The sequence below is a fragment of the Streptomyces sp. MS06 genome (genome assembly GCF_047200655.1).
GTDB lineage: Bacteria > Actinomycetota > Actinomycetes > Streptomycetales > Streptomycetaceae > Streptomyces.
This window is the reverse complement of sequence record NZ_JBJZOJ010000025.1, coordinates 32,761-58,961: the sequence shown is the minus strand read 5'-3', so window position 1 is coordinate 58,961 and position 26,201 is coordinate 32,761. Positions and strand designations below refer to the sequence as shown.

Annotated in this window: 25 protein-coding genes and 1 pseudogene; 8 read left to right on the top strand and 18 right to left on the bottom strand. The window is 73.3% G+C overall.

Translation table 11 applies throughout. The annotated features are described in order from the left end of the window. Positions 1 to 30: 30 nt before the first annotated feature. The gene (thrS, locus tag ACL02U_RS15895; RefSeq protein WP_412791511.1) at positions 31 to 1,257 is read left to right on the top strand and encodes a threonine--tRNA ligase; all 1,227 of its coding nucleotides are present in this window, start codon (positions 31 to 33) and stop codon (positions 1,255 to 1,257) included. 11 nt (positions 1,258 to 1,268) lie between these two features. Here the strand turns inward: thrS and ACL02U_RS15890 are convergent. The 3 genes and pseudogenes from ACL02U_RS15890 to ACL02U_RS15880 form a co-directional block, all read right to left on the bottom strand. Further along, a pseudogene (locus ACL02U_RS15890) lies at positions 1,269 to 1,435 on the bottom strand (site-specific integrase); the annotation flags it as partial. Positions 1,436 to 1,802: 367 nt separating this feature from the next. After that, positions 1,803 to 2,204 carry a hypothetical protein gene (locus tag ACL02U_RS15885; RefSeq protein WP_412791510.1) on the bottom strand — a complete coding sequence of 134 codons (402 nt, stop codon included), beginning with the start codon at positions 2,202 to 2,204 and terminating at the stop codon, positions 1,803 to 1,805. Between the two features lie 131 nt (positions 2,205 to 2,335). Continuing rightward, on the bottom strand, positions 2,336 to 2,908 hold the full coding sequence (locus tag ACL02U_RS15880) for a CGNR zinc finger domain-containing protein (RefSeq protein WP_412791469.1): 573 nt from the start codon (positions 2,906 to 2,908) through the stop codon (positions 2,336 to 2,338). Between the two features lie 84 nt (positions 2,909 to 2,992). On the opposite strand from ACL02U_RS15880, the gene ACL02U_RS15875 reads away from it, so the two are divergent. Both ACL02U_RS15875 and lnt read left to right on the top strand, forming a co-directional pair. Further along, entirely contained in the window at positions 2,993 to 4,249 is a 1,257-nt protein-coding gene (locus tag ACL02U_RS15875) for an MFS transporter (RefSeq protein WP_412791468.1), read from the top strand. Between the two features lie 233 nt (positions 4,250 to 4,482). After that, positions 4,483 to 6,057 (top strand): apolipoprotein N-acyltransferase, encoded by a 1,575-nt coding sequence (lnt, locus tag ACL02U_RS15870; RefSeq protein WP_412791467.1) that lies wholly within the window; start codon positions 4,483 to 4,485, stop codon positions 6,055 to 6,057. Here the strand turns inward: lnt and ACL02U_RS15865 are convergent. Continuing rightward, a complete protein-coding gene (locus tag ACL02U_RS15865) occupies positions 5,975 to 6,886 on the bottom strand; it encodes a Gfo/Idh/MocA family protein (protein WP_412791466.1) in 912 nt (303 codons plus the stop codon). The genes lnt and ACL02U_RS15865 overlap by 83 nt on opposite strands. A 389-nt stretch (positions 6,887 to 7,275) precedes the next feature. Here ACL02U_RS15865 and ACL02U_RS15860 point away from each other — a divergent pair, with 389 nt between their 5' ends. After that, the gene (locus tag ACL02U_RS15860; protein ID WP_412791465.1) at positions 7,276 to 7,788 is read left to right on the top strand and encodes a DinB family protein; all 513 of its coding nucleotides are present in this window, start codon (positions 7,276 to 7,278) and stop codon (positions 7,786 to 7,788) included. Between the two features lie 113 nt (positions 7,789 to 7,901). Beyond that, positions 7,902 to 8,399: a hypothetical protein gene (locus ACL02U_RS15855; protein ID WP_412791464.1), complete on the top strand. Its 498-nt coding sequence runs from the start codon at positions 7,902 to 7,904 to the stop codon at positions 8,397 to 8,399. Positions 8,400 to 8,483: 84 nt separating this feature from the next. Here the strand turns inward: ACL02U_RS15855 and ACL02U_RS15850 are convergent, their stop codons facing one another. Beyond that, positions 8,484 to 8,996: a hypothetical protein gene (locus ACL02U_RS15850; protein WP_412791463.1), complete on the bottom strand. Its 513-nt coding sequence runs from the start codon at positions 8,994 to 8,996 to the stop codon at positions 8,484 to 8,486. A 253-nt stretch (positions 8,997 to 9,249) separates the two neighbouring features. Beyond that, complete coding sequence (locus ACL02U_RS15845) at positions 9,250 to 9,840, bottom strand: TetR/AcrR family transcriptional regulator (RefSeq protein WP_412791462.1); 591 nt, start codon at positions 9,838 to 9,840, stop codon at positions 9,250 to 9,252. A gap of 180 nt (positions 9,841 to 10,020) precedes the next feature. On the opposite strand from ACL02U_RS15845, the gene ACL02U_RS15840 reads away from it, so the two are divergent. Continuing rightward, positions 10,021 to 11,040, top strand: a complete 1,020-nt coding sequence (locus ACL02U_RS15840; RefSeq protein ID WP_412791461.1) for an aldo/keto reductase — start codon at positions 10,021 to 10,023, stop codon at positions 11,038 to 11,040. Positions 11,041 to 11,407: 367 nt separating this feature from the next. Here ACL02U_RS15840 and ACL02U_RS15835 read toward each other — a convergent pair whose 3' ends face one another. The 4 genes from ACL02U_RS15835 to fabG all read right to left on the bottom strand — a co-directional run bounded on the left by ACL02U_RS15835 (position 11,408) and on the right by fabG (position 15,488). Continuing rightward, on the bottom strand, positions 11,408 to 12,091 hold the full coding sequence (locus ACL02U_RS15835; protein ID WP_412791460.1) for a uracil-DNA glycosylase: 684 nt from the start codon (positions 12,089 to 12,091) through the stop codon (positions 11,408 to 11,410). A gap of 81 nt (positions 12,092 to 12,172) precedes the next feature. Then, positions 12,173 to 13,753, bottom strand: coding sequence for an ABC transporter substrate-binding protein (locus ACL02U_RS15830; RefSeq protein ID WP_412791459.1), 1,581 nt, complete (start codon positions 13,751 to 13,753; stop codon positions 12,173 to 12,175). A gap of 200 nt (positions 13,754 to 13,953) precedes the next feature. Then, positions 13,954 to 14,715, bottom strand: coding sequence for an SDR family oxidoreductase (locus ACL02U_RS15825; RefSeq protein WP_412791458.1), 762 nt, complete (start codon positions 14,713 to 14,715; stop codon positions 13,954 to 13,956). Positions 14,716 to 14,726: 11 nt separating this feature from the next. Next, a complete protein-coding gene (gene fabG / locus ACL02U_RS15820; protein WP_412791457.1) occupies positions 14,727 to 15,488 on the bottom strand; it encodes a 3-oxoacyl-ACP reductase FabG in 762 nt (253 codons plus the stop codon). A 297-nt stretch (positions 15,489 to 15,785) separates the two neighbouring features. On the opposite strand from fabG, the gene ACL02U_RS15815 reads away from it, so the two are divergent. After that, positions 15,786 to 16,226, top strand: a complete 441-nt coding sequence (locus ACL02U_RS15815) for an excalibur calcium-binding protein (RefSeq protein ID WP_412791456.1) — start codon at positions 15,786 to 15,788, stop codon at positions 16,224 to 16,226. A 22-nt stretch (positions 16,227 to 16,248) separates the two neighbouring features. Here the strand turns inward: ACL02U_RS15815 and ACL02U_RS15810 are convergent, their stop codons facing one another. The 6 genes from ACL02U_RS15810 to ACL02U_RS15785 all read right to left on the bottom strand — a co-directional run bounded on the left by ACL02U_RS15810 (position 16,249) and on the right by ACL02U_RS15785 (position 22,711). Next, positions 16,249 to 16,665, bottom strand: coding sequence for a DUF3037 domain-containing protein (locus ACL02U_RS15810; protein ID WP_412791509.1), 417 nt, complete (start codon positions 16,663 to 16,665; stop codon positions 16,249 to 16,251). A gap of 20 nt (positions 16,666 to 16,685) precedes the next feature. Further along, positions 16,686 to 17,450, bottom strand: coding sequence for a HipA family kinase (locus ACL02U_RS15805; protein ID WP_412791455.1), 765 nt, complete (start codon positions 17,448 to 17,450; stop codon positions 16,686 to 16,688). A 411-nt stretch (positions 17,451 to 17,861) separates the two neighbouring features. Further along, positions 17,862 to 18,287: a BlaI/MecI/CopY family transcriptional regulator gene (locus ACL02U_RS15800; protein ID WP_412791454.1), complete on the bottom strand. Its 426-nt coding sequence runs from the start codon at positions 18,285 to 18,287 to the stop codon at positions 17,862 to 17,864. 375 nt (positions 18,288 to 18,662) lie between these two features. Continuing rightward, on the bottom strand, positions 18,663 to 19,916 hold the full coding sequence (locus tag ACL02U_RS15795) for an MFS transporter (RefSeq protein ID WP_412791453.1): 1,254 nt from the start codon (positions 19,914 to 19,916) through the stop codon (positions 18,663 to 18,665). Positions 19,917 to 20,270: 354 nt separating this feature from the next. Beyond that, positions 20,271 to 21,203, bottom strand: a complete 933-nt coding sequence (locus ACL02U_RS15790) for a lysylphosphatidylglycerol synthase domain-containing protein (protein ID WP_412791452.1) — start codon at positions 21,201 to 21,203, stop codon at positions 20,271 to 20,273. After that, positions 21,200 to 22,711, bottom strand: coding sequence for a hypothetical protein (locus ACL02U_RS15785; RefSeq protein ID WP_412791451.1), 1,512 nt, complete (start codon positions 22,709 to 22,711; stop codon positions 21,200 to 21,202). The genes ACL02U_RS15790 and ACL02U_RS15785 overlap by 4 nt, the downstream gene beginning before the upstream one ends. Positions 22,712 to 23,082: 371 nt before the next feature. Here ACL02U_RS15785 and ACL02U_RS15780 point away from each other — a divergent pair, with 371 nt between their 5' ends. After that, positions 23,083 to 23,550, top strand: coding sequence for a pyridoxamine 5'-phosphate oxidase family protein (locus ACL02U_RS15780; protein WP_412791450.1), 468 nt, complete (start codon positions 23,083 to 23,085; stop codon positions 23,548 to 23,550). Here the strand turns inward: ACL02U_RS15780 and ACL02U_RS15775 are convergent. Next, positions 23,537 to 24,532, bottom strand: a complete 996-nt coding sequence (locus ACL02U_RS15775; protein ID WP_412791449.1) for a LysR family transcriptional regulator — start codon at positions 24,530 to 24,532, stop codon at positions 23,537 to 23,539. The genes ACL02U_RS15780 and ACL02U_RS15775 overlap by 14 nt on opposite strands. Positions 24,533 to 24,858: 326 nt before the next feature. Beyond that, on the bottom strand, positions 24,859 to 26,190 hold the full coding sequence (locus tag ACL02U_RS15770; protein ID WP_412791448.1) for an aminotransferase class I/II-fold pyridoxal phosphate-dependent enzyme: 1,332 nt from the start codon (positions 26,188 to 26,190) through the stop codon (positions 24,859 to 24,861). Between the last annotated feature and the right edge of the window lie 11 nt (positions 26,191 to 26,201).

The following is a 26,201-nucleotide window of genomic DNA, read 5'->3' as shown; positions in this document are numbered from 1 at the left end:
GCAACCAGCGAGGAGACCGCGATGACCACCGTGCACGATCACCGCAAGCTCGGCCGTGAACTGGGCCTGTTCGACACCGACCCGCTCATCGGCGCCGGCCTGCCGTACTGGCTGCCCCACGGCGCGGCCGTGAGGCACACCCTGGAGGAGTACATCCGCGCCGCCGAACGGCGAGCGGGCTACCAGCACGTGTACTCACCAGTCCTCGGCAAGCGGGAGCTGTACGAGATTTCGGGGCACTGGGCGCACTACAGCGACGACATGTTCCCCCCGATGGACCTCGGCGGGGAGCAGATCGTCCTGCGGCCCAGCCTTTGCCCCCATCACGCGGTGATCTTCCGCTCCCGCTCCCACAGCTACCGCGAACTGCCCCTGCGCATGGCCGAACTGGGCGGCATGTACCGTTCCGAACTCTCGGGCGTGCTCGGCGGGCTGAGCCGGGTACGGGCCATCCAGCTCAACGACGCGCACATCTTCTGCACCCTGGAACAGGTCGCCGAGGAGGCGCGGGCGGCGCTGGAGATGATCCGCCGGGCGTACGAGGCGCTCGGCATCACCCCGACCCGCTACCGGCTCTCCCTCCCGGGCCCCGGTGGCAAGTACATGGCTGCGCCTGAGAAGTGGCAGCGGTCCACCGCCCTGCTGACCGACGTCCTCGACCACTCCGGCCTGCCCTACGAGGCGGCCGAGGGAGAAGCCGCGTTCTACGGCCCCAAGATCGACGTCCAGGTCACCGACGGCGCCGGCCGGGAGTCCACCCTGTCCACCGTCCAGGTCGACTTCCACCAGCCCGAGCAGTTCGACCTGCACTACATCGGCGCGGACGGCGCCAGGCACCGCCCGGTCATGGTCCACCGCAGCATCATCGGCAGCGTGGAGCGAGCCGTCGCCCACCTCGTCGAACAGCACGGCGGCGCCTTCCCCGCCTGGCTCGCCCCCACTCAGCTGGTCATCCTCCCGATCTCCGACACCGAACTGCCGAACGCCGAAGCCGTCGACCGACGCTGCACCCGTATCGGACTGCGTGCCCAGATCGCGGGACCGGAACGCGGCAGCCTGGGCGCCCGCATCCGGGAGGCCCGCCTGGTCCCCTACCAAGCCGTCATCGGCGCCAAGGAGGCCGCCGACGATCACGTCGCACTGCGCTTGCGGGACGGACGCCGACTCGATCCGCAACCGGTCGGTGACGTGCTGACCCGCATCAGCGCTCTCATCGGGGCCCACAGCACCGACCTGTGGGCCGACGCCACCTCATAGCAGCGTCACGATCAGCGCCTGCTGTCGTCCGGCGCGAGGAGGCTGGTGATCTCCGCAATGGCGTCGGGCGAGGGCTTGAAGTAGCGGCGGAGTTCTCCGGCTTCTTGTGTCTCGACTTGACCGTCAGCATCAGCAGGCTGGCCCCGGCCTCGCCCAGGTGCGTGAGGCCGGAGCGACGGCGCCTCCGTCTCGGAGACCCGCCCTCGCCTCTGCCCGAGCCCGTTGCCGATCTCGTTCGGGACTACCTCCGCTCACTTCCGGCCCGCACGCCCGCGGTGAACCTCTCCGCACTGGCTCTTCCCCGGCCGCCGCCCGGGCCGGCCGACGAACCCGGCCAGCCTGCTCGGCCCTCTCCGTGACCTCGGTGTCCCGGCCCAAAGAGCCCGCACCTCCACTGTCCGGCACCTCGTCCTCCAAGCCCCCGCGCCGGTCATCGCCAAGGCCCTCGGCTACCACGACAAAACCGCCACCCGGCTCGTCACCGAGGCCGGTGGCACCTGGAGCCGGTACGCCCCTGGTGCCCACCAGCGGTGAAACGCGAGCACTCACGCCGAGCCGGCTGAGCCTCGCTTGTCCTCAACGTGGACGACGTGAAGTTCTGTGCCATCCCGATGGCGCTTGGAGCGTCCGAACAGTCCGACAGCGATCTCCGATTGATCCTGAGGCTCATCAGGGCCGACATGGGTAAGGACGTCGTTGTGGTGCCCGGTGACGACCCATCCCTGGGCGTCCTTGAGGTCGATCACCCCAAAATCTCCTGCCGGAGACCCGGCATGCACCGGGCCGAACTCCTTCAGGAGGGTGGTGGCCTGTTCGGCCAGCTCCCCTTCCGGAGCGGTCAGCACGACACAAGTGCCATGCTCGAACAGCACCCACGACTTGCGAGGGTCGGCAAGAAGCCGCTGCCAGACGTCTATCAGCATCTCGGTGTTCACGGCGATCATCATGCCGCGGAGCACCGACACAGAGTCACGATCGACTGGCGGCTACGGCGAATACGCGACTCCTGAACACGGGCCCACCAGTCTCGACCCCCCGGTCGGCGGGCCGGCCGACCACCGCGGGAGTCGAGAGGCGCTCAGCTCCGGGATGCCCTGCGGGCCCTGAAGGCCGCCGCCTTGACACGGCTTCGGCAGGCCGCGGAGCAGAAGTGGCGGACCGTGTTACGGGAAGCGTCGACGTACACGCGGTCGCAGTGCGGGGCTGTGCAGACGCCGAGGCGCCCGGCGAGGTTGCTGCCGATCGCCAGGGCCAGAGCGGTGGCGCATCCGGCGCTCCACCCCACGGAGAGGCTGTCGTCGGTGCCGTGGAAGTGGACCTGCCAGGGCTCTCCGGCCACGCAGTCGAGTTGCGGGCGAGCGCCGGTGGTCCGCAGCAGGGTGTTGACCAGCCGGGCCGCCTGATCGACGTCACCACGGTCGACGGCCTCGAACACCGCCCGCATCCGCTGAGCGGTGTGCGCCAGGTAGGTGGCGTGGTCCGAGGCGACCGCGGGGCGGTCCGACGGGCCCGGCAGCGCCTCGTGAACCGCCTGCGGGAGCCGATCCCCGTGGGGTGCGGCGTAGGGACGGCCCTGACGGGCGCCGTCGGTCAGCGTGTTCACGAGGGAGACGGCCGCATCGAGCAACGTCACCACGTGACCATCAAACATCACTTGACCGGTCACTCCTTCGACCTCTAGCGTGCATGCGCAACCGACGATAGCCATTTCGTCGGTCACACGCGAGGGGGTTCCGTGAGGCCTGCCGCCAGGGGGATCCGGAGGTCTGCGCAGAGCCGGAAGAACCTGCCCCTGCCGCGCACGGTGCGGTTGCTGATTGCGGCCCGGGCCGTGAACCGGATGGGGGCCTTCTCCCTGCCGTTCCTCACCGTTCTGATCACGACGCGCTTCGGTACCGGCACCGCCGTCGCCGGATGCGTCAGCGCCGCTTTCGGACTCGCCACGGTCCCTTCGCGCCTGGTCGGCGGTCGCCTGGCCGACCGTATCGGTCGGCGCCGCACGATCGTCGTCGGGCTGACCGGGTGCGCGGTGGCACAACTGGGCGTCGCCTCGGCGCGCGGTCCGGTGCCGGCGGCCTGCTTCGCGGTGCTGATGGGGTTGGCCTTCGAGATCTACGAGCCGCCCAGCCAGGCGATGATCGCGGACGTCGTGGACCCGGGCGAGCAGGTCCGCGCCTACGGCCTGCTGAACGTGGCCCTGGCGCTGGCCGGCATGGGCGCGGGCCTTCTGGCGGCCGGGCTGGGACGCTGGGACCTGCGGTGGCTCTTCGTGGTCGATGCCCTCACCTGTCTGCTCTGCGCACTGACGGTGCACCGTGTGCTGCCTGCGGACCACCGCACTGCGGCCCCGGCCACGGAGCAGGGCGCCGCCGTCGCCCCCTGGCGGGATCGTTCGCTGCTCGTGATGCTCGCGGCAGGGACGCTGTTCGCGGTGGTCCACCTCCAGATCATGATCACGCTCCCGCTGTCCCTGGACCTTCGAGGGCTGCAGCCCGCCGACGCCGGGCTGCTGTTCACCACGTCCGCCCTCACGATCGCCGCCGGCCAGCCTCTACTGGCGCTCGGTCGACTCGCCACCCTCCCGACGGCCGCCGCCTTCGCCGGCGGCTACCTCCTGACGGCCCTTGGCTGTGCCGGATACGCGCTCGCCCACAGCCTGCTCGCCCATATCGCGGCAACCATCACGTGGAGCGCCGGCGACCTGCTCCTCGCAGGCCGCGCCCACGCACTCGTCGCAAGTCTCGCGCCCGCCGCCGGAAGGGCGCGATACCTGGCGGTTCACGGCACGAGTTGGGGCATCGGCGGGATCGCCGCCCCGCTCGTCGGCACACAGTTGCTCGAACACACCGGAGCGGCCGGATTGTGGTGCGCCATGTCCCTCGCCTGTCTTGTCCTCGCCGCCCTGCACCCTGCCTGGATCCGCACCGCCGTGGAGTTCGACGGCGAGGCCGCACAGCGGGCGGCCACGACTCGGCGAGCTGCCCGGCCGTGATCGTTCCCGGTTCGTTGCGGACCTCGTGGGGGTTCGTCGCCGGGAACGGACCAGAAGTAGTCGTGCTCGAGCACCATCCTGTTGCGGGGGTCCGGCGCAGCCGGTTCGCGCCCCGCGTCGGCGCCGTGCCCGGCCGACCGTCCCGCGCTGTGGTGGACTGGGTCTCGGCCCCCTGTCGGAGATCGAGTCCGGCACGCAGACTGGAGCCACCCGCCCGGCAGGGAGGCGCCCGCATGAAGATGCCCGACCACTGGCTCGCCTCCCCGTGGCGCCGCTCGGCCCTCGCGGTACTCGCCGGGGCACTGCCGGTGCCGGCCTTCCCCGCGCCGTCGCTGTGGTGGCTCGCCTACGTGGCCCTGGTGCCGTGGATCCTGCTGGCCCGCGCGGCGCCGACGGGCCGGCGGGCGGCGTGGGACGGCTGGTGCGGCGGGTTCGGGTTCATGCTGGCGATGCACCACTGGCTGCTGCCGAGCCTGCACGTGTTCACCCTCGTCATCGCGGGCCTGCTCGGGGTGCTCTGGGCGCCGTGGGCCTGGCTGGTGCGCCGCCTGCTGTCCGGTGTGCCGGGCCGAGGCCGGGTCGCAGCGGCCCTGCTGGTGCTGCCGTCGGGGTGGGTGGCGATCGAACTGGTGCGGTCGTGGCAAGGCCTGGGCGGCCCCTGGGGGATGCTCGGCGCCAGCCAGTGGCAGGTGGTACCGGCGCTGCGGCTGGCCTCGGTGGGCGGGGTGTGGCTGCTGAGCCTGCTGTTGGTGGCGGTCAACGTGGCGGTTGCCGTCCTGGTCGCCGTCCGCCCCGCCCGGCTGCCCGCGCTGGCGGCGCTGGCGGCGGTCGCCGCCGCGGCCTCGACGGCCTGGGCGTGGTCGCCGCGCCCGCAGACCGTCGGGCAGGCGCGGATCGCGGTGGTGCAGCCGGGCGTGATCGACGGCGTCGACAGCGGGGACCGGCGCTTCGACCGCGAGGAGCAGCTCACCCGGCGCCTGGTCGGCCGCGATCCGGACCTCATCGTCTGGGGTGAGAGCAGCGTGGGGCACGACCTCGGCGACCGTCCCGACCTGACCCGGAGGATCGCCGCGCTGTCCCGCGCGACGGGGGCCGACATCCTCGTCAACGTGGATGCACGGCGCTCCGACCGGCCCGGCATCTACAAGAGTTCGGTGCTGGTCGGCCCGGACGGCCTGACCGGCGAACGGTACGACAAGATAAGGCTGGTCCCGTTCGGCGAGTACGTTCCCGCCCGTTCCGTGCTGGGTTGGGCGACGTCCGTCGGGAAGGCGGCCGGAGAGGACCGGCGACGCGGCAGCGGACAGGTGGTGATGTCGGCCGGACCGGGGTTGCGCCTCGGACCGTTGATCTGCTTCGAGACCGCGTTCCCCGACATGAGCCGTCGGCTCGCCGCGGACGGCGCGGACGTCCTGGTCGGCCAGTCCTCGACGTCGACGTTCCAGCACAGCTGGGCGCCGGAGCAGCACGCTTCGTTGGCCGCGCTGCGGTCCGCGGAGACCGGGCGCACCATGGTGCACGCCACGCTGACCGGTATGTCGGCGGTGTTCGGGCCGACCGGGCAGCGGATCGGGCCGCGGCTGGGCACGGACGCGGACACGGCGGTGGTGTACGAGGTGCCGCTCACCGCCGGCATCACTCCGTACGTCCGCTTCGGTGACTGGCCGGTGCACGCGGCGCTGCTGGTCCTGGCCGCGCTGGGGCTGTTCGAGGGTGTGCGGGCGGTCAGGCTCCGCCGGAGCCCTCCCGCACCGCACGGACCACCCGCTCGCACAGTTCGTGGGTCGCCAGCGCGTCCCGGGCGCTGAGCACCTCGCCCGCGCGCACGGCGTCGAGGAAGGCCAGGACCGCCTGCTCGATGCCGCGCTGCCGGGCGACCGGCACCCAGTCACCGCGGCGCCGCACGGTCGGCTGGCCCTTGTGGTCGATCACCTCGGCCAGGTTCAGCACCTGGCGCTTGGTGTCCTGGCCGGAGACCTCCAGGACCTCCTCCGCCGAGCCGCTGAGCCGGTTCATCACACCGAGCGCGGTGAAGCCGTCCCCGGCGAGCTGCAGCACGACGTGGTGCAGCAGCCCGTCCTCGACGCGCGCCCGTACCGTCACGTCGTCGACCGGGCCCGGAACCAGGAACCGCAAGGTGTCCACGACGTGGATGAAGTCGTCGAGGATCATGGTGCGCGGCTCCTCGGGCAGCCCCACCCGGTGCTTCTGCAGGAGGATCAGCTCGCGCGGGTGCTCGACGCACTGGGCGTAGCCGGGCGCGAACCGGCGGTTGAAACCGACGGCGAGCGACGTTCCGCGCTGCTCCGCGAGGGACACCAGCCGCTCGGAGTCGGCGAGTTCGTAGGCGAGGGGCTTGTCCACGTAGGTGGGGACGCCGGCCTCCAGCAGCCGCGCGACGATCTCCGGGTGGGCGGCGGTGGGGGCGTGCACGAAGGCGGCGTCGAGGTCCTGGGCGAGGAGGGAGTCCAGGTCGTGGTGGCGCCGGCCGTCCGGCAGGTGGAGGCTGTCGGCGACCCGGGCGAGAGTGGCCGGCGTGCGGGTCTGCAGGTGCAGCTGCACGCCGGGCTGGACGCCGAGGACCGGCAGGTACGCCTTCCGCGCGATGTCGCCGAGTCCGATGCAGCCGACCTTCACGGGCGCTCCTTCACTGCTTGCCTGAGCCGAGCTGCACGGAAGCATACGTGGCCGGTGCGGGGCGGCGGTCGGCGAGGCCGCAGCGAGGCCGCGCCGGCGCACCGGGGCTCGCGCGCGGGGCGGGCCGGTCGCCCCCGGCCGACGCCCGCTGGGCGGGCCGGATGCCCCCGGCCGACGCCCGCTGGGCCCTGACCGCCGTGCGAACCACTCGGCCCGTCGCATCCGGAGCCGCCGTGCGGACCGGCCGTGCCAGGCGGCGCGACCGACCGTGCCAGGCGGCGCGACCGGCTGTGCGGAACGGCCGGAAACCGCCGCCCGGGGACGGCCGGAGGCCGCCGGCCGGCGGTAAACCGATGGCACGGCGGGACGCGGCGGGAAAGGATGCGGGCATGACCACCGAACGACGCGAACCCGCGACCACCGCCGACGAACGCACCATGCTGGAGGGCTGGTTGGACTACCACAGGCAGACCCTCGCGTGGAAGTGCGAAGGGCTGGACGACGCCCGGCTGAGGACCGCCGCCGTGGAGCCCTCGGTGCTCTCCCTGATGGGGCTGGCACGGCACATGGCGGAGGTCGAGCGGGGCTGGTTCCGCCGCGTCCTCGCGGACGAGGACGCGGAACCGCTCTACTGCGGCGACGAGGACCCGGACGGCGATTTCCACCTCACCGAGACGGACACCTGGCAGCGGACGCACGCCGACTGGCAGGCCGAGATCGAGGCGGCTCGGCGTATCGCCGCCGGCTTCGGCCTGGACGACCTCTCCAAGGGCCGGCACCGGCGCACCGGCGAGCGTTTCAACCTGCGCTGGATCTACACGCACATGATCGAGGAGTACGCCCGCCACAACGGCCATGCGGACCTGATCCGGGAACGCATCGACGGGGCGACCGGCGACTGACGTCAGCCGCGGCCCGTCCGGACCGCCCGTACGGGGACCGGGATCACCCGTCCGGGGCGTCCTGGTGTTCGTCGGCTGTCCCGCACCGGTCCGGACCCAGCAGAGTGACGCGCGTGCATCGAACGACGACCACCGCAGCGCTCCTGGTCACCCTCGCGGTTGCGGGCCTCTCCGGCTGTACGACGGTCCAGCGCCCGCGGCCGCCCGCGGCACCCCCCGCCACCGCACCGGGCCGGGCGGCGCCGCCGGTGTCGCGGCCGGAGGGCGGGACGGAACGGCAGATCGTGCAGGCGCCCGCCCGTGAGGCACTGGAGCGGGTCGGACCGTCCCGGCGGGTGGAGCCGGAGGCGGCCGCGCCGCGGAGGTCGGCGGGCCCGCGTCGGGCCGCCCCTGGACGGCCCGGTCCCGCACGGGCCGAGCCGGGGCACCGGCACTCCTCGGGGTCCGGTCACCGGCAGCGGCCGCCCCTCGACGGGATGCCCGATGTGCCCGAATCGGTCCGCCGAGAGATCCGCCAGAACACCGACGTGTGCTCGCTGGGCAGGAAGTACGGCCACTGGCGCGCGGACAGCCCGGAGGCGGTGGTGTGCGAGGAAACCCTGCGACGCTGAGACTCCGGGGCGTTGAGGCTCAGGCGTTGAGGCTGGGGGGCTCAGGCGTTGAGGCTCAGGCGTTGAGGCTCGGGCGTGGGGACCTCAGTCCCCCATCCGCGACTCCAAGCTGCGGATGGCGGCCCGCACCGCGTCGCCGTAGTCGTCGTCGGCCAGCGCGTCGGCCGCCGCGCGGGCCCGGCGCAGATGGCTGCGGGCGGCCTCGGGCCGGCCGAGTTTGCGGTAGTCGGCCGCGAGGTCCAGGTGGAGAGCCGGATACAGGGCCCGTGCGGCGGACGCTCCCCGGTGCGGTGCGGAGCCGCCGCCGGTGCCTTCCTCGGCGGCCGTCAGGGCGGGGCGGTCGTCCGCGAGCTCCTCCGCGGCGGTCAGGGCGCGCAGGTCCCAGGCGAGTTCGTCGGCCGGATCGTCCTGCGTGTCGGCGAGGTAGCGGGCGAGCGTGCAGCGGTGCAGCGGGTCGCCGTGTTCGCAGATCTCCGCCCACACGTCGAGGAACCGCTGCCGGGCCTCCTCCCGGTCTCCGCCGTGGTGCAGCATCACGATCTGCCCGATCCTGGTCAGCAGGGTGTCCGGCGCCACCTGCTCCTGCCTCTCCGCCACCGCGCCCTCCGCACACACGCACCGGCCGCCCTGGGCCGACGGGACCGTCCCGTCCGACCGACGCTACGGCCTGACGGACCGATCGGGCCGCAGGTGGCTGCCCTGTTCTCGAACGGCCACGGCGACGGCGGGCCGGCAGGCCGCGAAGACGCATGGCGGTAGGCGTGCGAGGGCCGGGCGTTGGGCGCCCTCCGGAGCAGCCCCGGCGTGGCTGACGGCCTGCAGGGCGTGGGCGGTGTCGGCGCCGGCACCGCTATCGCGGGGAGCGCAGTCCGGCGATGAGGACTGCGGCCAGTAGGCGCGGGTCGTAGTCCGGATCGCTGCCCGCGCCGATGCAGAGGTTGCCGACTCCGCGCATGAGTGCGTATGCGCTGATGTCGGATCGGATCTCCCCGGTGGCTGCCGCGGCTTCGAGCAACCGGGCGCAGACGGGCACCAGCCGGTCGAGGAAGTAGGCGTGCAGCGTGTCGAAGGCGGTGTTGTCGGACTGGAGCACCGCGGCGAGTCCGTGCTTGGTGACCAGGAAGTCGACGAAGAGGCCGATCCAGTGACCCAGTGCGGCATGAGGGGTCGGGCTGCTTGCCAGGAGCGCCGGACCCGCCTCGGCGCAGGCGTCGACCTGGTGCCGGTAGACGGCGACGATGAGGTCCGCTCGCGTCGGGAAGTGACGGTAGATCGTGCCCAGGCCGACGCCCGCCCTGGCGGCGATGTCGCGCACCGGTGCTTCCACGCCGGATGCGACGAACACCGCGGCCGCCGCGTCGAGCAGGGCCTCCTTGTTGCGCCGGGCGTCCCTCCGCTTGGACGGGGCGGCCCGCTCCGCCCCCTGGTCGCTGTCGTTCACCGCGCTCCTTCGCCGTCGTCGCACTTGCCAAAACGGAACAGCGTTCCGTATCGTCCTTTCCGGAACGGTGTTCCGCTTTGCTCATGATGGCAGAGCAGGAGCCCGGTAGCCAAGCCACCCCTTCGCCACCAGCCTCCACCCGCAGCATTCGCAACATCCGCAGCAAGGAGACACACGGTCATGCAGTACCGCAATCTGGGCCGCACCGGCGTGCAGGTCAGCACCCTCGCGCTCGGCGCCATGAACTTCGGCAAGATCGGGCGCACCACCCAGGAGGAGGCCACCTCCCTCGTCGACGCCGCTCTCGACGCCGGTGTCAACCTGATCGACACCGCCGACATGTACAGCGGCGGCGAGTCGGAGGAGATGGTCGGCAAGGCCATCGCCGGCCGCCGCGACGACATCGTGCTCGCCACCAAGGCGAGCATGCCGATGGGCGAGGAGCGCAACCACCGGGGCGGTTCGCGCCGCTGGCTGGTCACCGCGCTGGACGACAGCCTGCGCCGCCTCGGTGTCGACCACGTCGACCTCTACCAGATCCACCGGTGGGACCCCCGTACAAGTGACGAGGAGACGCTGTCGGCGCTGACCGACCTGCAGCGCGCGGGGAAGATCCGCTACTTCGGCTCCTCCACCTACCCCGCCTACCGCATCGTGCAGGCGCAGTGGGCCGCCCGCGAGCACCACCTGGGCCGGTACGTCACGGAACAGCCCAGCTACTCGATCCTGCAGCGCGGGATCGAGGCACACGTCCTGCCCGTGACCGAGGAGTACGGGCTCGGTGTGCTGGCGTGGAGCCCGTTGGCCTCGGGCTGGCTGTCGGGCGCGATCCGCGAGGGCCGGGAGATCACGAGCAACCGCTCGAGTCTCCTGCCGGAGCGCTTCGACATCACCGTGCCCGCCAACCGGGCCCGGCTCGACGCCGTCGAGCAGTTGGCCGAGGTCGCCGACGAGGCCGGCCTGACCATGATCCAGCTCGCCCTCGGGTTCGTGACCGCGCACCCGGGCGTGACCGGCGCGCTCATCGGCCCCCGCACACTGGACCACCTGCACGCACAGCTCGCCGCCGCCGACACCGTGCTCTCCGACGATGTGCTCGATGCGATCGACGCCATCGTGGCCCCCGGCACCGACCTGGCCGCGCACGAGAAGCACGACACACCCCCCGCGCTGCTCGAGCCGTCCCTGCGACGCCGCTGACCGACCGGGGAAGCCCGGGTCCCTGCCCCGCTCCTCCCGGATCCGTGGGGGATCGCGCAGGTGCCCGGCGAGTCGCGGGGACGGGGCCGCGGCGGCGGTGTCCTTCCGCCCGGCAGGCTTCCGGCGGCCGAAATCCGGGGCCGGACCAAGGACCAAGCGCCCGGGGGTCCGGGGCCGGCCACCGGGGAGCCGCGGTCAGCGGGCGGACGGCCGGATGCGGGCCCCGGTGCGGCCGCAGCGCCCCGGCCCGTCCGGCGGCGGCCCGCCCCGGCGCGGCGGCGCCCGGCCGGCTCCGGATGCGGATCGGACCGTACTCGGATCAGGCCGGATGCAGATCAGGCCGGATGCGGATCAGGCCGGGTGCCGCTCAGCCCAGGTTCGGGATGGTCCAGTCGATCGGGGTGTGACCCTGCCGGGCCACCGCCTCGTTGATCTGCGTGAACGGGCGGGAGCCGAAGAACTTCTTCGCCGACAGCGGCGAGGGGTGCGCGCCTTTGACCACCACATGGCGCTTCTCGTCGATGAGCGGGAGCTTCTTCTGGGCGTAGTTGCCCCACAGGACGAAGACCGCCGGGTCGGGGCGGTCGGCGACCGCCCGGATCACCGCGTCGGTGAACTTCTCCCAGCCCTTCCCCTTGTGCGAGTTGGCCTCGCTCTCACGGACCGTCAGCACCGCGTTGAGCAGCAGGACGCCCTGTGCGGCCCAGGGTGTCAGGCATCCGTTGTCGGGGACGGGCGTGCCCAGCTCCTGGTGCATCTCCTTGTAGATGTTGCGCAGCGACGGCGGGACCCGCACCCCGGGACGCACCGAGAAGCACAGCCCGTGGCCCTGGCCAGGCCCGTGGTACGGGTCCTGGCCGAGGATCAGCACCTTCACCCGGTCGTAGGGCGTCGCCTCCAGCGCGGCGAAGACCTCCTCGCGCGGGGGGTACACGGGCCCCTTCGCCCGCTCCTCCTCGACGAACTCCGTGAGCTCCTTGAAGTAGGGCTGGTGGAGTTCGTCGCCCAGGACCCCGCGCCAGGACTCGGGCAGGATGGCGGTGTCGGTCACGTCGGCTTCCTTCTGTCGTGCGATCGCTTCCAGGTCATCGAACCTACAGGCGGCCACTGACAACAGGGGGCCGATGGCGGACTACCAGCTGGTCTTGCGGGACAGCTCCCACATCATCATGATCGTCGACGGGTCGAGGGACTGCTCGGCGCCGGCGATCTCCTGGCTGGCGGCGGTGTACTGCTTGCCCTGCCACAGGGGCAGCAGCCGCGCGTCGTCGACCAGGATCTGCTGGGCCTCCTCGAAGTCCCTGACCACGTTGCCGCGGTCGCTCTCGCGGCGGGAGCGGGGCAGCAGGTCCTTGGTGATCTTGGGTGAGTCGTAGGGCGTGCCGAGCGCGTTCTGCTCTCCGACGAACGGGGCGATGAAGTTCTCCGCGTCGGGGAAGTCGGGGAACCATCCGCGCCCGAACACCGGGTACTCGCCCTTCTGGTAGCCCTCCACGTAGGTCTTCCACGGGCGGCTCTTGAGGGTGATCCTGAAGAGGCCGGACGCCTCCAGCTGCCGCTTGAGTTCCTTGAACTCGGTGGCGGTCTCCGAGCCGTAGCGGTCGGAGGTGTACCAGAGGGTGAGCGGGACCGTCTCGGTGATGTCGGCCTTGCGCAGGATCTCGCGGGCCTTGGCGGGGTCGGGGTCGCCGTAGTCGTCGAAGAAGCCGGTGGTGTGGCCGACGAGCCCCTTGGGGACCATGGAGTACAGCGGGTCGACGGTGTCCTTGTAGATCTTGTGGGCGATGGCCGCGCGGTCGACGATCTGGGCCACGGCCTGGCGGACGGCCTTCTTCCGCGCCCAGGGGTCCTTGGGGTTGAACACCAGGTAGTTGATGTCGGCGCCGGCGCCCTCCATCAGCTGGATCTCCCGGTTGGGGTCCTGGCGCTGCAGGTCGACGATGTCGTCGGCGGCGAGACCCCGGTAGGTGACGTCGATCTGCTTGTCCCGCAGCGCCTTCACCATGGCGGCGGAGTCCTGGAAGTAGCGGATCGTCACCGCATCGTTTCTGCGCTTGGCGAAGCCCTGGTAGCGGTCGTTGCTGACCAGTTCGGCCTTCTGCCCTTCCCGGTAGTCCTTCAGCCGGTAGGGGCCGGAGCCGGTGATCTCGGTGCCCTTGCGGAGTGCCGCCGCCGGGTACTCCTTGGGGTCGACGATCGACATGGCCGGGGTGGCCAGCACGAACGGGAAGGTCGCGTCCGACTCGTTGAGGTGGAAGACGACCTCGCGGTCGCCGACGGTCTCGACGCGGTCCAGGCTGCCGAGGAGACCGGCGGGGCCACCCGGCACGTCGATCTTCTTGATCCGGTCGATCGAGAACTTGACGGCCTCGGCGTTCAGCGGGTGCCCGTCGGAGAACGTCATGTCCTTCCGCAGCTCGCAGCTGTAGGTGCGGTTGGCGTCGTCCGTGAAGCCGCAGTGGTCCGCCGCGTCGGGCTGGGGCGTCGTCACGCCGGACGGGTACGCGAGCAGCGTCTGGTAGATGTTGCGGAAGAGCTCCCACGAGCCGTCCCAGGAGGCGGCCGGATCGAGCGTGCTGGGCGCGCTGGTCGTCCCCACCACGATCGGTTCCGCCTGAGCGGAGCCTCCACTGGAGAGAAGACCGCATCCGGTCGCCAGGGATATGGAAGCGATCGCCGCCATGTGCCGCAGGCATCGGTTCCGGTTGAACACGCGCACGCTCCTCGATCTGCCATACCAAGGGTCGGCAGACCATACCGCAGTGTCAGCCGTGTGGGACCTGCTACGCGCGTGGCTGTTGAACACATTGTTTATGACGACGTTGTCATGGGAACAGCTTGTCCGTTTTCGGACGGCGCGGGCGCCACTCCGGTCAGGGAAGAGGCGCCCGCGCGACAGACCGGTGGACCCGGTCAGGCCACACCGGCGTTCAGGAAGATGCCGCCGTCGACGACCAGCGTCTGGCCGGTGACCCAGTCGGACTGTTCCGAGGTGAGGAACGCGGCGGCCCCGCCGATGTCGGAGGGCACCCCGAGGCGCTTCAGCGGGTAGGCCGCGGCGGCCTCCTCCTCGCGGCCCTCGTACAGGGCCTGGGCGAACCTGGTCTTCACCACGGCCGGGGCGATCGCGTTGACCCGCACTCCGGGCGCGAACTCGTGCGCCAGCTGCGCGGTCAGGTTGATCATCGCGGCCTTGCTGACCCCGTAGACGCCGATGAACGGGGAGGCCGAGAGGCCGGCGACCGAGGCGACGTTGACGATGGCGCCGCCGTTGTCCTTCTGCCAGGCGTGCCAGGTGCGCTGGGCGAAGCCGAGCGCCGAGAGCACGTTGGTCTCGAACACCTTGCGCGCCACGTCCAGGTCGACGTCGGCGATCGGCCCGAACACCGGGTTGGTTCCGGCGTTGTTGACGAGGAAGTCCACCCGGCCGAACGCGGCCATGGTGCGTTCCACGGTCTCGGCCTGGTGGGCCTCGTCGTGGGCCTTGCCGGCCACGCCGATGACCCGGTCGGCGCCGAGGCGTTCGACGGCCTCCTTGAGGGCTTCCTCGTTGCGGCCGGTGATGCAGACCCGGTCTCCGCGGGCGATGAGTGCCTCGGCCACGCCGTAGCCGATGCCGCGGCTGGCGCCGGTGACGAGGGCCACCTTGCCGGAGAGTGCAGGCAGTTCAGTCATGTCGGTGATCCCTAGTCGAGCGGTCCGCCGGCGACGTACAGCACCTGGCCGGAGACGAAGCCGGCCGCCTCGCCGGTGAAGAAGGCGACGGTGTTGGCGATGTCCTCGGGCTCCCCGACGCGCTGCACGGGGATCTGGGTGGCGGCCGCGGCCTTGAAGTCGTCGAAGCCCATGCCGACCCGGTCGGCGGTGGCCTTGGTCATCTCGGTGGCGATGAAGCCGGGCGCGACGGCGTTGGCGGTGACGCCGAACTTGCCGAGTTCCTTGGCCAGGGTCTTGGTGAAGCCCTGCAGGCCGGCCTTGGCGGCGGAGTAGTTCGCCTGCCCCCGGTTGCCGAGCGCGGAGGACGACGACAGGTTGACGACGCGGCCGAAGCCCGCGTCGACCATGTGCTTCTGGCACGCCCTGGTCATCAGGAAGGAACCGCGCAGGTGGACGTTCATGACGGTGTCCCAGTCGGAGACGCTCATCTTGAACAGCAGGTTGTCGCGGAGCACGCCCGCGTTGTTGACGAGGATGGTCGGGGCGCCGAGTTCCTCGGCGACCCGCGCGACCGCGGCCTCGACCTGCGCCTCGTCGGAGACGTCGGCGCCGATGGCGAGCGCCCTGCCGCCGGCCGCGGTGATCTTCTCCACGGTGTCCTTGCAGGCGGCCTCGTCCAGGTCGATCACGGCGACCGCGCGGCCCTCGGCGGCCAGGCGCACGGCTACGGCGGCGCCGATGCCGCGCGCCGCTCCGGTGACCACGGCGACCCGCTGCTCAGTGGTGGACATTGCTGTTTCTCCTCGCCCTCGGGATCCGGCTCCCGCGGTTGCGCCCGTTGGTGAGCGACCGCTTAGTACCTTCAGCAGACGTGACGCTAGAAGCCCTGGCACCCGGTGTCAACGGCACACCGCCCGGTGTGATCCATTCCCCGGTCGGCCCGCCGCCGGCCGGGACGGTCCCCCGGCCCATCGTCCCGCCGCGGCGGGACGCACGGGAACCCGTTCGGCCCACCGCGGCGCGCCGTTCCGCCGAACGGCCCCCAGCATCGAAGCGTGAGCCATCCGCGACCGGAGAGGAGGCGCGCCATGCGCCGTCGTACCGGTGCCCTCGGCGCCCTGCTCGCAGCGTCCGCGTTGCTGCCGGCGGCCGCCCCCGCTCACGCGCGGGACCTCGACTGCCGGGACTTCGCCTACCAGGAGGACGCGCAGGCCGTCCTCGACTCGAACCCCCTCGACCCGAACAGACTGGACGAGGACCAGGGGCCGGAGGACGGCGTCGCCTGCGAGGCGCTGCCGCTTCGCGGGGACCCCACCATCTCCTCCACGTTCCGGCCCCGGACCACCGCCCCCGCGGCGCCGACACCCGCCGCCGGCACGCCGACCGGCACACCTGCCCGGGGCGTGCACGGCGGGTACGGCGGGTCCACCTCCTCCGGCCCCGGCGGCTGGGACATCGCGATCGGCCTCGTCTTCGCCACCGGCGCCGCGTTCGCGGCCGGATACCTGATCCGGCGCCGCCGCGACTGATCCCCGGGGCGCGGCGGGTACGTCAGCGCACCAGCAGAGCGAGCAGCCGTTCGGCCTCGGCGGCCGGATCGGCGGTCAGGCCGGTGTGCACCGGCCCCGGCTGCACGACGGTGGAACGCGGGGCGACCAGCCAGCGGAACCTGCGCCCCGCGTCGTCCTCCGCCGCCTGCCCCGCCGGCTCGCCGCCCCGGCACACCCGCTCGACGGCACCGAGCGCGGCCCGCACCGCGGCCGTGTCGGCCTCGGGGTCGAGAGCGAGCAGCCGCGCCTCGTCGAGGTGGGTGCGGGCACCGACGTAGGCGTGGGCCCGGCAGTACAGGAGCACCCCGGCGTTGATGCACTCGCCGCGTTCGACGCGTGGGACGACCCGCAGCAGCGCGTACTCGAAGACGTCCCGGCCTCCGCCCTGGCCCGCTCTGGTGATGTGGCGCCCGGTCAGCCGGGCGCCGGGAAACTCGCTCACTGGGCTCCTCCGAGTCCTTGGATCCGCCGGTGGACGGCGGCGGCCCGCGCACGCAGCGGCCGGGCGTAGGCCAGGCGGAGGGCGTCCGCCGAGTCGAAGCCGGGCTCACCGGCCAGCCACGCGCCCGGGACCTGGGCGGTGACCTCCGCCAGCAACTCGTCCGTGATCAGCGGCGCCAGCGCCTCGGCGGCCGCCGCGACGTCCGGCGCGAAGGGCCGCAGGACGTGGTCCGAGGCGTCGTAGGGGCGGGCCGCGGAGGCCTCGGCGCCGGGCCAGTTGTGGTGCCAGATCATGGTGGCCCCGTGGTCGATGAGCCACAACTCGCCGTGGCGGACGAGCAGGTTGGGGTTGCGCCAGGACCGGTCGACGTTGCCCACCAGTGCGTCGAACCAGACGATCCGGCCGGCCTCCTCCGGCGTGACCGGAAAGGCGAGCGGGTCGAAACCGAGGGCGCCGGACAGGAAGTCCATCCCGAGGTTGGTGCCGCCGCTGGACCTCAGCAGCTCCTGCACCTGCTGGTCGGGTTCGCCGAGGCCCAGCACCGGATCGAGGCCGATCGCCACCAGGCGGGGCACACGCAGACCGAGCCGGCGGGCCAGTTCCCCGCAGACCACCTCGGCCACGAGGGTCTTGCGGCCCTGACCGGCGCCGGTGAACTTCATGACGTAGGTCCCGAAGTCGTCGGCCTCGACGAGCCCCGGCAGGGAACCGCCCTCACGCAGGGGCGTGATGTAGCGGGTTGCAGTGACCTCTTGCAGCATGTTCCTAGGACATCCGTCTCTTCGCCTTGCGATGTGGGGCCGACCGCGCAGGGTCCGGCGGCAGGAACCGCCCGTCACCGGTCCGGGAGGCTCCGGGGAGCTTCGGCCGGCGCGCGGACCGCACCGTCTCCCCCGGCATCCGCCGACGGCCGTTCACCCTCGTCCTCCACCTCGGGAACCGGGCACCCGCAGTGAGCATATAGACGTGCTCCCGGCCTCAGGTCCACTGATTCCGCCCCGCGTCGTCCGGCCGCCTCCGGCGCGTCGAGGAGGACGCCCGTGTGGTGGGACGCGTCGGGTGCGGGCTCCGCGCCCTCGCCGGCGGGTGAGCCGCGGCGACCTGCTCGGCGGCGGCGACGGCCGCGAGGGCCGTGACGGCGAGCGGGACGCGGTCCCCGCCGGGCATCCGGTTCACCGGTCCGGGCGCGAGCGCTCGCCGTCGACGTGCGGGTCGTGGCCGGACAGCAACTGCTGCAGCACGCGCTCGTCCTGGGCGGAGAGTTCCGACACGAAGCGGGCCAGCACCGCCTGGCGGTCGGCGCCGCCCCCGAGCAGCGAGTGCATGCGCCGGGCGGTGTGGGACGCCTCGTCGCGGGCCGGCTCATAGGCGTATCCGCGGCCCTGGCGGTGCCGGAGGAGCATGCCCTTGCCGTGCAGCCGGGACAGGATCGTCAGGACCGTCGTGTACGCCAGCCCGCCCGGCAGCCGCTCCCGCACCTGCCGGGCGGTCAGCGGGCCGCCCGCGGCCCACAGCGCGGCGAGCACATCGCCCTCCAGCTCACCGCGGGCCCGCCGGCCGGCCGGTCGCCCGGGGTCCTCGCCTCTTCCGTCCTGCACCGTCCGCCTTCCTTCTTCCGCCGCTTCCCCAGACTACCCGGCCAGCTACTACTACTTGTAGGAGTTATGCTCCGGGGCGGCGCGCCGCGAACCCCCTTCCCGGACCGCGGACCGCCTTCCCGGACCGCGGACCGCCTTCCCCCGTCGCTGCCGACGCGGGAGGCCGCGCAGGGTACGGCCCACCGCCGTCCCCGGTCGCGTCGGCGGTCCGTCACGCGCCTCCCGAGGGCGGCGCCGGCTGCACGCGGTCATGGACGCGGTCGTCCCGCGGTCATGGACGCGGTCGTCCCGCGGTCATGGGCGCGGTCATGATCGCGGTCATGAGCGCGGTCGTCGGCCCCGCCGCCCGGCTCCGGCCCCACCGCGCCACGGAGTTCAGGCACCGCGCACGGCCGTCGGCCGCCGGGTCCGGGTGAGCCACAGAAGAACCAGCGCAGCAGCCTGGATTCCGACCACCGTGGCGATCAGGACGTGGATGGAGACCTCGTACAGGGCGCCGGACAGGGCTCCTCCGACCAGGGCGGCGGCGCCCATGGTTCCGGCGAAGACCCCGTAGGCGGTGGCCCGGCGGCCGACGGGTACGAGGTCGGCGACGGTGGCACGCAGCGTGGATTCCTGGACCCCGACCGCCGCTCCCCACACGAGGGAGCCCGCGGCGGCGATCGGCAGCGTGTCGGTGAAGGCGAGGGCGGGGACGGCGGCCGACAGCAGCGGCAGGACCACCAGGACCCTGGCGCCGTACCGGTCGTACAGCCAGCCGGTGGCCAGCGCCGCGACCGCGTCCGCGGCCATGGCCGCCGCGTACAGCACCGGGACCGCGGCCGTGGACATCAGATGCCGGGCCACCAGGTGGTAGGAGAGCACGCCGAACGTGGCGAACCCGCCCAGCGTGACGGCGGTGAACGCCGCGTACACCCAGAAGGCCCGCGGCAGCCGGGCCTCCCGGGGGTCGGCACCGGCCGGTCCCCCGGGTGCCGCAGTGCCCGCGGACGTCTCGTAGGCGACCGGGGCGGGCACCCTGGCGCGCAGCCACACCAGCAGCGCGAGGGCGGCGAACCCCGGGAGGGCGAGCACCCCGAGCGCCGGTGCGTAGTCATCGCCGGTGAGGGCGAGGACGCCGGCCACCGTGAGCGGGCCGAGCAGGGCACCGACCTGGTCCATCGCCTCGTGCACGGCGAAGCCCCGACCGCGGCCGGTGGCGGCGGTGGCGTGCGAGAGCAGTGTGTCCTTGGCCGGGGACCGCACCGCCTTGCCGACCCGCTCGGCGACCACCAGGGCGCACGCCGCCCACAGGGCGCCCGTCACCCCGAGCACCGGGACGCTGGCCGCGGTCAGCAGGTAGCCGGCGATCGTCCACGCCCAGAAGCGGCCGCTGCGGTCGGCCAGGGGCCCGGAGACCAGCCGCAGCCCGAGGGCCGCGGCCTCGCCCGCCCCCGTCACCACTCCGACCACGACCGCCGAGGCACCCAGGTGGGCCAGCAGCGGGCCGGTGACGGAGCGGGCACCCTCGTAGACGAAGTCCATCAGGAGGCTGACGCCCCCGAACACCATCACGAACCGCCACGGCGACAGTGCCCCGGCCGTCTCCCGGTGCGGCCCGGTCGTCGAGGAGTTGCGGCCCGGCTTCACATGTCCTCCCCTGGGGTCCCCTCCGGGTACGGCCGTCCCGTGCCCGGCGACCGCTGCCGGGCCGTCGCCGGCCGCTCCTCGGCTGCGCCGATCGGAGCGTGACCGGCCGGCTCCGGGCCGTCGGACGCATCCTTCGGCGCACCCGGGACCGGCGTCAAGCGCAGCGCACGCGGGAACCGCCGTGCCCGCCGCCGCAGAGCGCTCCGGACCGCGGGCAGCCGGGCGCCACCCGGTGCACCGCACGCCCGGGACGCCATGGCGCCGCGTACCCCCGGGGACCGCGTGCCCCGGGGGCCCGCCTTCCCGGGCCTTCCGGGGTCTCCCGTGCGGTGCCCCGGCGCGTGCGGCGAGGGCTCACAGTGCCTTGCGGCGTGCCAGCACGAACAGCACCGCAAGGCCCGGCACCAGCGGAATCCAGGCCGTCAGCAAGCGGTAGCCGATGACCGTCGAGGCAGCGGCGCCTCCCGGTACCCCGATCGCGACCAGCGCCAGGGCGAGCGCCGCGTCCAGGGAACCGAGGCCGCCGGGGGTGGGCAGAAGTACGGCGGCGCTGCTCGCCGCGAGGTAGGCCAGGGCGACCCGCGCCACCGGCACCGACAGCGCAAGGGCGTGGGCGACGGCGTACACGGTGAGCGCGTGCGCGGCGGCGAACGCGAGCGAGCCGCCCCACAGCGCTGCCGCTCTCCCCCGGTGCGCCTGCACGGTGCGGACCTCGGCACTCACCGTCCTCAGCAGTGAGCGCGCCCTCGCGCGCACCGGCCTGACCAGCAGCGCGCAGGGGGGCACCAGCACCAGCAGAACGGCCGCCGGCACGCGTGGGAGGCGCAGGATGCCGGGGCAGGCCAGGGCCAGCCCGGTGACCAGGGCGCCCCGCGTGACGGCGCTCGCGGTCGCTTTGAGGACGAGGGCGGTCGCCGTCGCCGCGGGGGTGAGGCCGCAGCGGGTCAGGAAGCGCCAGTTGACCGTGGTCGCACCCAGCCCGCCGGGCAGGACGTGGTTCGCGGCGGACGCCGCGAACTGCGCTGCCAGCAGTCGGGCCGCGGGGAGGCGGAGGACGACCGCGCCCTGCTGGGTCACCGCCGCACACACCCAGGTCGAGAAGGCGGCCGCGGCGGCCAGCGACAACCAGCCGCGGTCGGCGACGGCCAGGTGATCCGTGCCGGTGTCGACGGCCTGCCGGTGCCACACGGCCACTACCGCAGCGGTGAGCAGCACCGACAGCGTGGCGGCCCAGTGCCAGTAGGCGCGGCGGCCGACCAGCGGGGACATCGGTGGCGGCACGGTCATCCGCTCCGGCTCCCCTGGGCGACGGGGGCGACGTAGGCGTACACCGGCCCGTCCAGATGCACCGGCTTCCAGGTGCGGGCGTAGGACGGCGGCCGTACCCCGTCGGCGGTCAGCACCGCGACCGGGATCCGCCGCGCGGTCCTCGCGAGCGCCGCGGCGGTGGTGTTCTCGTTGTGTCCGGCGGTGTTGGCGGAGGCGCACCCGGCGTAGAAGGCGATGGGCACCAACGGCGCCTGCGGGTCGCGGCCGGTCAGCACGCACGGCGGCCGCACACCCCCGCGGTGCAGTCCGGCCGCGACCCGGGCCCAGCGTCGGTGGCCCGCGGTCGTACGGTCGATCAGCCGCTCCAGCACCGCCCCCTGGACCACCAGGTGCCCGACCAGTCCGACGGCCACCGCGATCACCGCGAACGGCCGCCACCCCCCGCGCGGTGCGGTCACGAGGAAGACCAGGGCGCCGGCGACCGGCAGGGAGAGCAGGGCGTAGGCGGGCAGCAGGAAGCGGGGGGCGGCGTAGCCGATGAAGAACAGGTAGGGAATCGCCGCCGTCGCCGCGCAGGCGCACGGCAGCGCGGTGGCCGCGGCGCGCCGCGCCCGGACGGCCACGACCAGCCCGAGCAGGGCGAGGACCGGAAGGGCGAACCACCACAGGGTCTCCACGGTGCTCGGCATCGGCCCCGTGCAGGGGCGGCACAGGGTGCGTCCGCCGAGGCTGCGGATCTGGTCGGCCACGGCGTTGTTCCAGCCGAGGCCGCCCTCGATGCGGGAGCCGACGGAGAGCCGCCGGGACAGTCCGCCGAAGTTCGCGTAGGCCTCGATCACCCACTCGGACGCGCCGACCGCCAGCCCTCCGACGAGGGCCAGCAGCAGCCGGCCCTGTCGCCGGCCGTGCACGGCAACGAGCACCGCCAGCAGCGGAAGGCTCACCCACACGGCGTCCGTCGGCCGCATCAGCGCCATCAGCGCCGCGCTCGCCGCCAGCCCCCACACCGGACCGGACCGGCTCCGGTCCGCCTGCGCGGTCAGGAAGCAGCCCACCGCGGTGAGCCCGGCCAGCGCCACCCAGAGGTTGGGCATGGCCTGCGGGCCGTAGAAGAGTGTCACCCACAGCGAGGCGAACAGCGCCCCGCCCAGGACGACCACCCGTGTGGGGAGCACGCCCCGCCAGGCGCGCAACGCCAGGAACAGGCCCAGCCCGGACAGCACCGCCAGCCAGATCCGCAGCAGGGGCGTGGACGACGTCCACGACGCGACGGGTGCCACCAGCAGCGAGACGCCGCGGGCCCGCGGCGCGCTGAAGAACGCCGGTGGAGCATGCGGGCTGACCTGGCTGACGTAGACCGTCTCATCCCAGCCGAGGCCCATGACCGGTCGGACCAGGACGAGTTGGGCTGCGGTGAAGGCGGCCCCGACCGCGGCGAACCACGTCGTGCCCCTGCCCCTGCACCGCTCGAGGGCCTCGGACGGCCGGAGGGAGCGGACCTCGGCGGTGCGCTGGGTCCTGGACATCACTCGACCCCTGTCTCCTACGAGATGTAGAACTTCCAGCACCTTACAGGTGTCGGGGCCGGCGAGGAGTGATTGGTGCGAAAACGGTCAAACCAACGACCCGCGTGACGGGTGCGGCGCACGTCCGGCCGGAGGTGCGCTGAACGGGGCTCGACCCCCTCCCGTACCAGTGCGCGGATCACCCCGGACGCGTGGACCGGTCCCCGCCGGCCGCGCCGGGTGGGCGGGGACCACGGTGGCCGGATCGGGCGGTTCGCCGCGTTCTTCGTACGAGGGACGCGCGTTCCCCTTGCCGGCGCGGGTCGGGGCGGGCGAGGTTGGCCACTCCCGCGTGTGGGGAGAAGAGAGCGCATGGCAGAAGAGGGGGCCGTATGACCGTCGCTCAGCGCCGGAACCGGAAGATCATGATGACGCCCGGCGAGCTGGACGCGTTCCTCACCGCACAGCGCACCTGCCGGGTGGCCACGGTGTCCCCCGACGGCGCCCCGCACGTCAGCGCCCTGTGGTTCGCCTGGGACGGCACGTCCCTGTGGCTGTACTCGGTGGTGCGCAGCAGGCGGTGGGCGGACTGGCGCCGCGAGCCGCGGATGGCGGTGGTCGTGGACTGCGGCGAGGAGTACGAGGAGCTGCGGGGAGCGGAGCTGTCGGGGCGGGCGGACGCCGTGGGCGAGATCCCGCGCAGCGGAGGGCTGTGCGCCGAACTGGACTTCCCGGAGACGTTGTTCGCCCGCAAGTACTTCGGTCTGGAGGAGTTGCCGCACGACGGCCGGCACGCCTGGCTGCGGCTGACGCCGGAGAAGGTCGTCTCCTGGGACTTCCGCAAGCTCAACCCGGGGTAGCCGCCCACTCCCCTACCCCCTGCCCGGCCTGCTGCCCGGCCTGCTGCCCGGCCTGCCGCTCGGCCTGCCGCCCTGGAGCCTGCCCGACCCGCTGCGCCGCCGCCCGCAGCGACGCCACCGCCGCACGGATCGACGGGCGGCGGTCGGCGTCGGCGCGCCAGACCGCGTAGACGTGCCGCCGCACGCGCTGCAGGAGCGGGACGGTGACCACGCCGGCGGGCATCGGATGGCGACCCAGCAGGGGGGCGATGCACACGCCGAGGCCGGCGGCGACCAGGTTGAGCTGGGTGTGGGTCTCGCCGGCGCGATGACCGACGAGGGGCTCCACGCCACGCGAGCGCAGTGTGAACATCAGCCACTCGTGGCAGAACTCGCCCTCGCCCCAGGTGATCCACTCGTCCTCGGCGAACTCGCCGAGATCCACCTCCTCCCGGTCCGCCAGACGATGGCCGACGGGCAGGGCGACGTCGGCGGGGTCGTCCAGGACGGGCGCCTTCACCAGGCCGCCGGGCAGCGTCAGCGGCTTGTTGTACCAGTCCAGGACGACCGCCAGGTCGAGGTCGCCCCGCACCACCCCCCGGACACCGTCCTCCGGATCCAGTTCGCAGGAGCGCAGCCGCAGCCCGGGGTGACGCGTACGCAGGTCGGCCAGGGCGGTGGGGAACAGCCCGCGGGCGGCTGTGGGGAACCCGGCGAGGCGCAGTTCGCCGACGACCTTCCCGCGCTGCGCCTCCAGCGCGGACCGGGCGATCTCCACCTGGGAGAGGATGCGGGCAGCGTGCTCGGCGAGCAGCAGGCCGGCGTCGGTGAGCCGCACGCCTCGACCGTGCTTGGCGAGCAGTTGCTGACCGACCTCCCGTTCCAGCTTGGCCATCTGCTGGGAGACCGCGGAGGTGGTGAGGTGCAGGCCCTCGGCGGCGCGGCTCACCGAGCCGTGGCGGGCGAGTGCGTCGAGGGTGCGCAGGCGGTCGAGGTTCAGCATGGCGCTCCCGGGTCGATGGTTCCGCGATGCTACGAGGTGCCGGGCGCGGATGCGGCCCCTCGTCACCTGGACCGCGTCGCCACCGTGGCGTCCGCGGTACGGCACCGACCCCCTGTCGACGCGTTCGGCGGAAAGCGGCGCCGGCGCCCGCGGAGTGGCCGCGCGGTGTCCGGTGCGCGGTGCGCGGTGCGCGGTGCGCGCCCGCGTGCGGTTGCCGGTCGGACGCCTCCTCGCGCCGTCAGGGGTGCCCGAGGGCATTCGGACGCGGGTGGGTCCGAGGGCGTTCGGACGCACCCGCGGGGGGCGTCGGACGTGCCTGCAGGCGGTCAGACGTATCCGCGGGCGGTGCTCGGCCCGAGGGCCTCGGCGACCGCGTCCGCCAGCGTGCCGACCTCGTGCTCGGCCAGCGTCGCCACGGTGATCCGGATTCCGGGCGGGGCGCTCATCCGGAAGCGCGCGCCCGGGGCGACCGCCCAGCCCGCCTGCACCAGACGGGCGACGGCACCGGTCTCGTCGGACACCGGAATCCACACGTTGAGTCCGCTGCGCCCGTGCGCCCGGACGCCGCGCCGGGCGAGCGCCCCGATCAGCGCCTCCCGTCGCCGCCCGTAGGCCGCGGACACATCCCGCACGTCGACGGCCCCCTCCTCCCAGAGCCGCGCCACGGCGCGCTGAGTGATCCGGCTGACCCAGCCGGGACCGAGGAGTTGCCGGCCGCGCACCCGGTCGACGGTGGCCGCGTCGCCGGTCAGCACGGCCAGGCGCAGGTCGGGCCCGTAGGCCTTGGCCGCCGAGCGCACCAGGGCCCAGTCCCGGGTGGCTCCCGCCAAGGGGTGCAGCGGCAGGTCGACGATGTGGTGGCCGTGGTCGTCCTCGATCAGCAGGGTGCCGGGGCAGTCGTGCAGCACCGCGCGGAGCTCGCGCGCGCGGGCGGCGCTCACGGCGGCGCCGGTGGGGTTCTGCGCCCGGTCGGTGACGACCAGGGCGCGGGCCCCGGCTGCCAGGGCGCGCCGCACCGCTCCGGGCAGCGGCCCCTCGTCGTCGACGCCGACCGGAGCGGTCCGCAGGCCGAGTGCCGGGATCAGGTCGAGCAGGCTGCCCCAGCCGGGGTCCTCCACGGCGACGGTGTCGCCGGCCCTCAGGTGGACCGCCAGGACCCGTTCGATGGCGTCCAGCGAGCCGGAGGTGACCGCCACGGGGCCGTCGGGTACGCCGTCGGCGTCCAGTCCGGCCCGTGCCAGGCGTGCCAGTTCGGGGTCCACCGCGGCTTCGCCGTACAGGACCGGATGCCGGTCGCCCTGGGCGGCGGCCGAGGCGAAGGCGGCACCGAGCGGTGGCAGCAGCGCCGGGTCGGGGTTGCCCGCCGACACGTCCCGTACTCCCTCACGGACCTCGACCGCGAGGTACTCGCGGCCCGTGGTGGCCGGCCTGGCGCGCACCCGACTGCCCCGGCGCCCGGCGGTCTCGATGACCCCGCGCTCGCGCAGGGTCCGGTAGGCCGCGGCGACGGTGTTCGGATTCACCCCGAGCGATACGGCCAACTCCCTCATGGGAGGCAGCGGTTGTCCCGGGCACAGCTCGCCGTCGGCCACGGCCCGTTCGACGTCGGCAGCGATATCCGCTGCACGCCGCCCCTGGATCCGATATTCTCCTAGCACAAAATCAATTA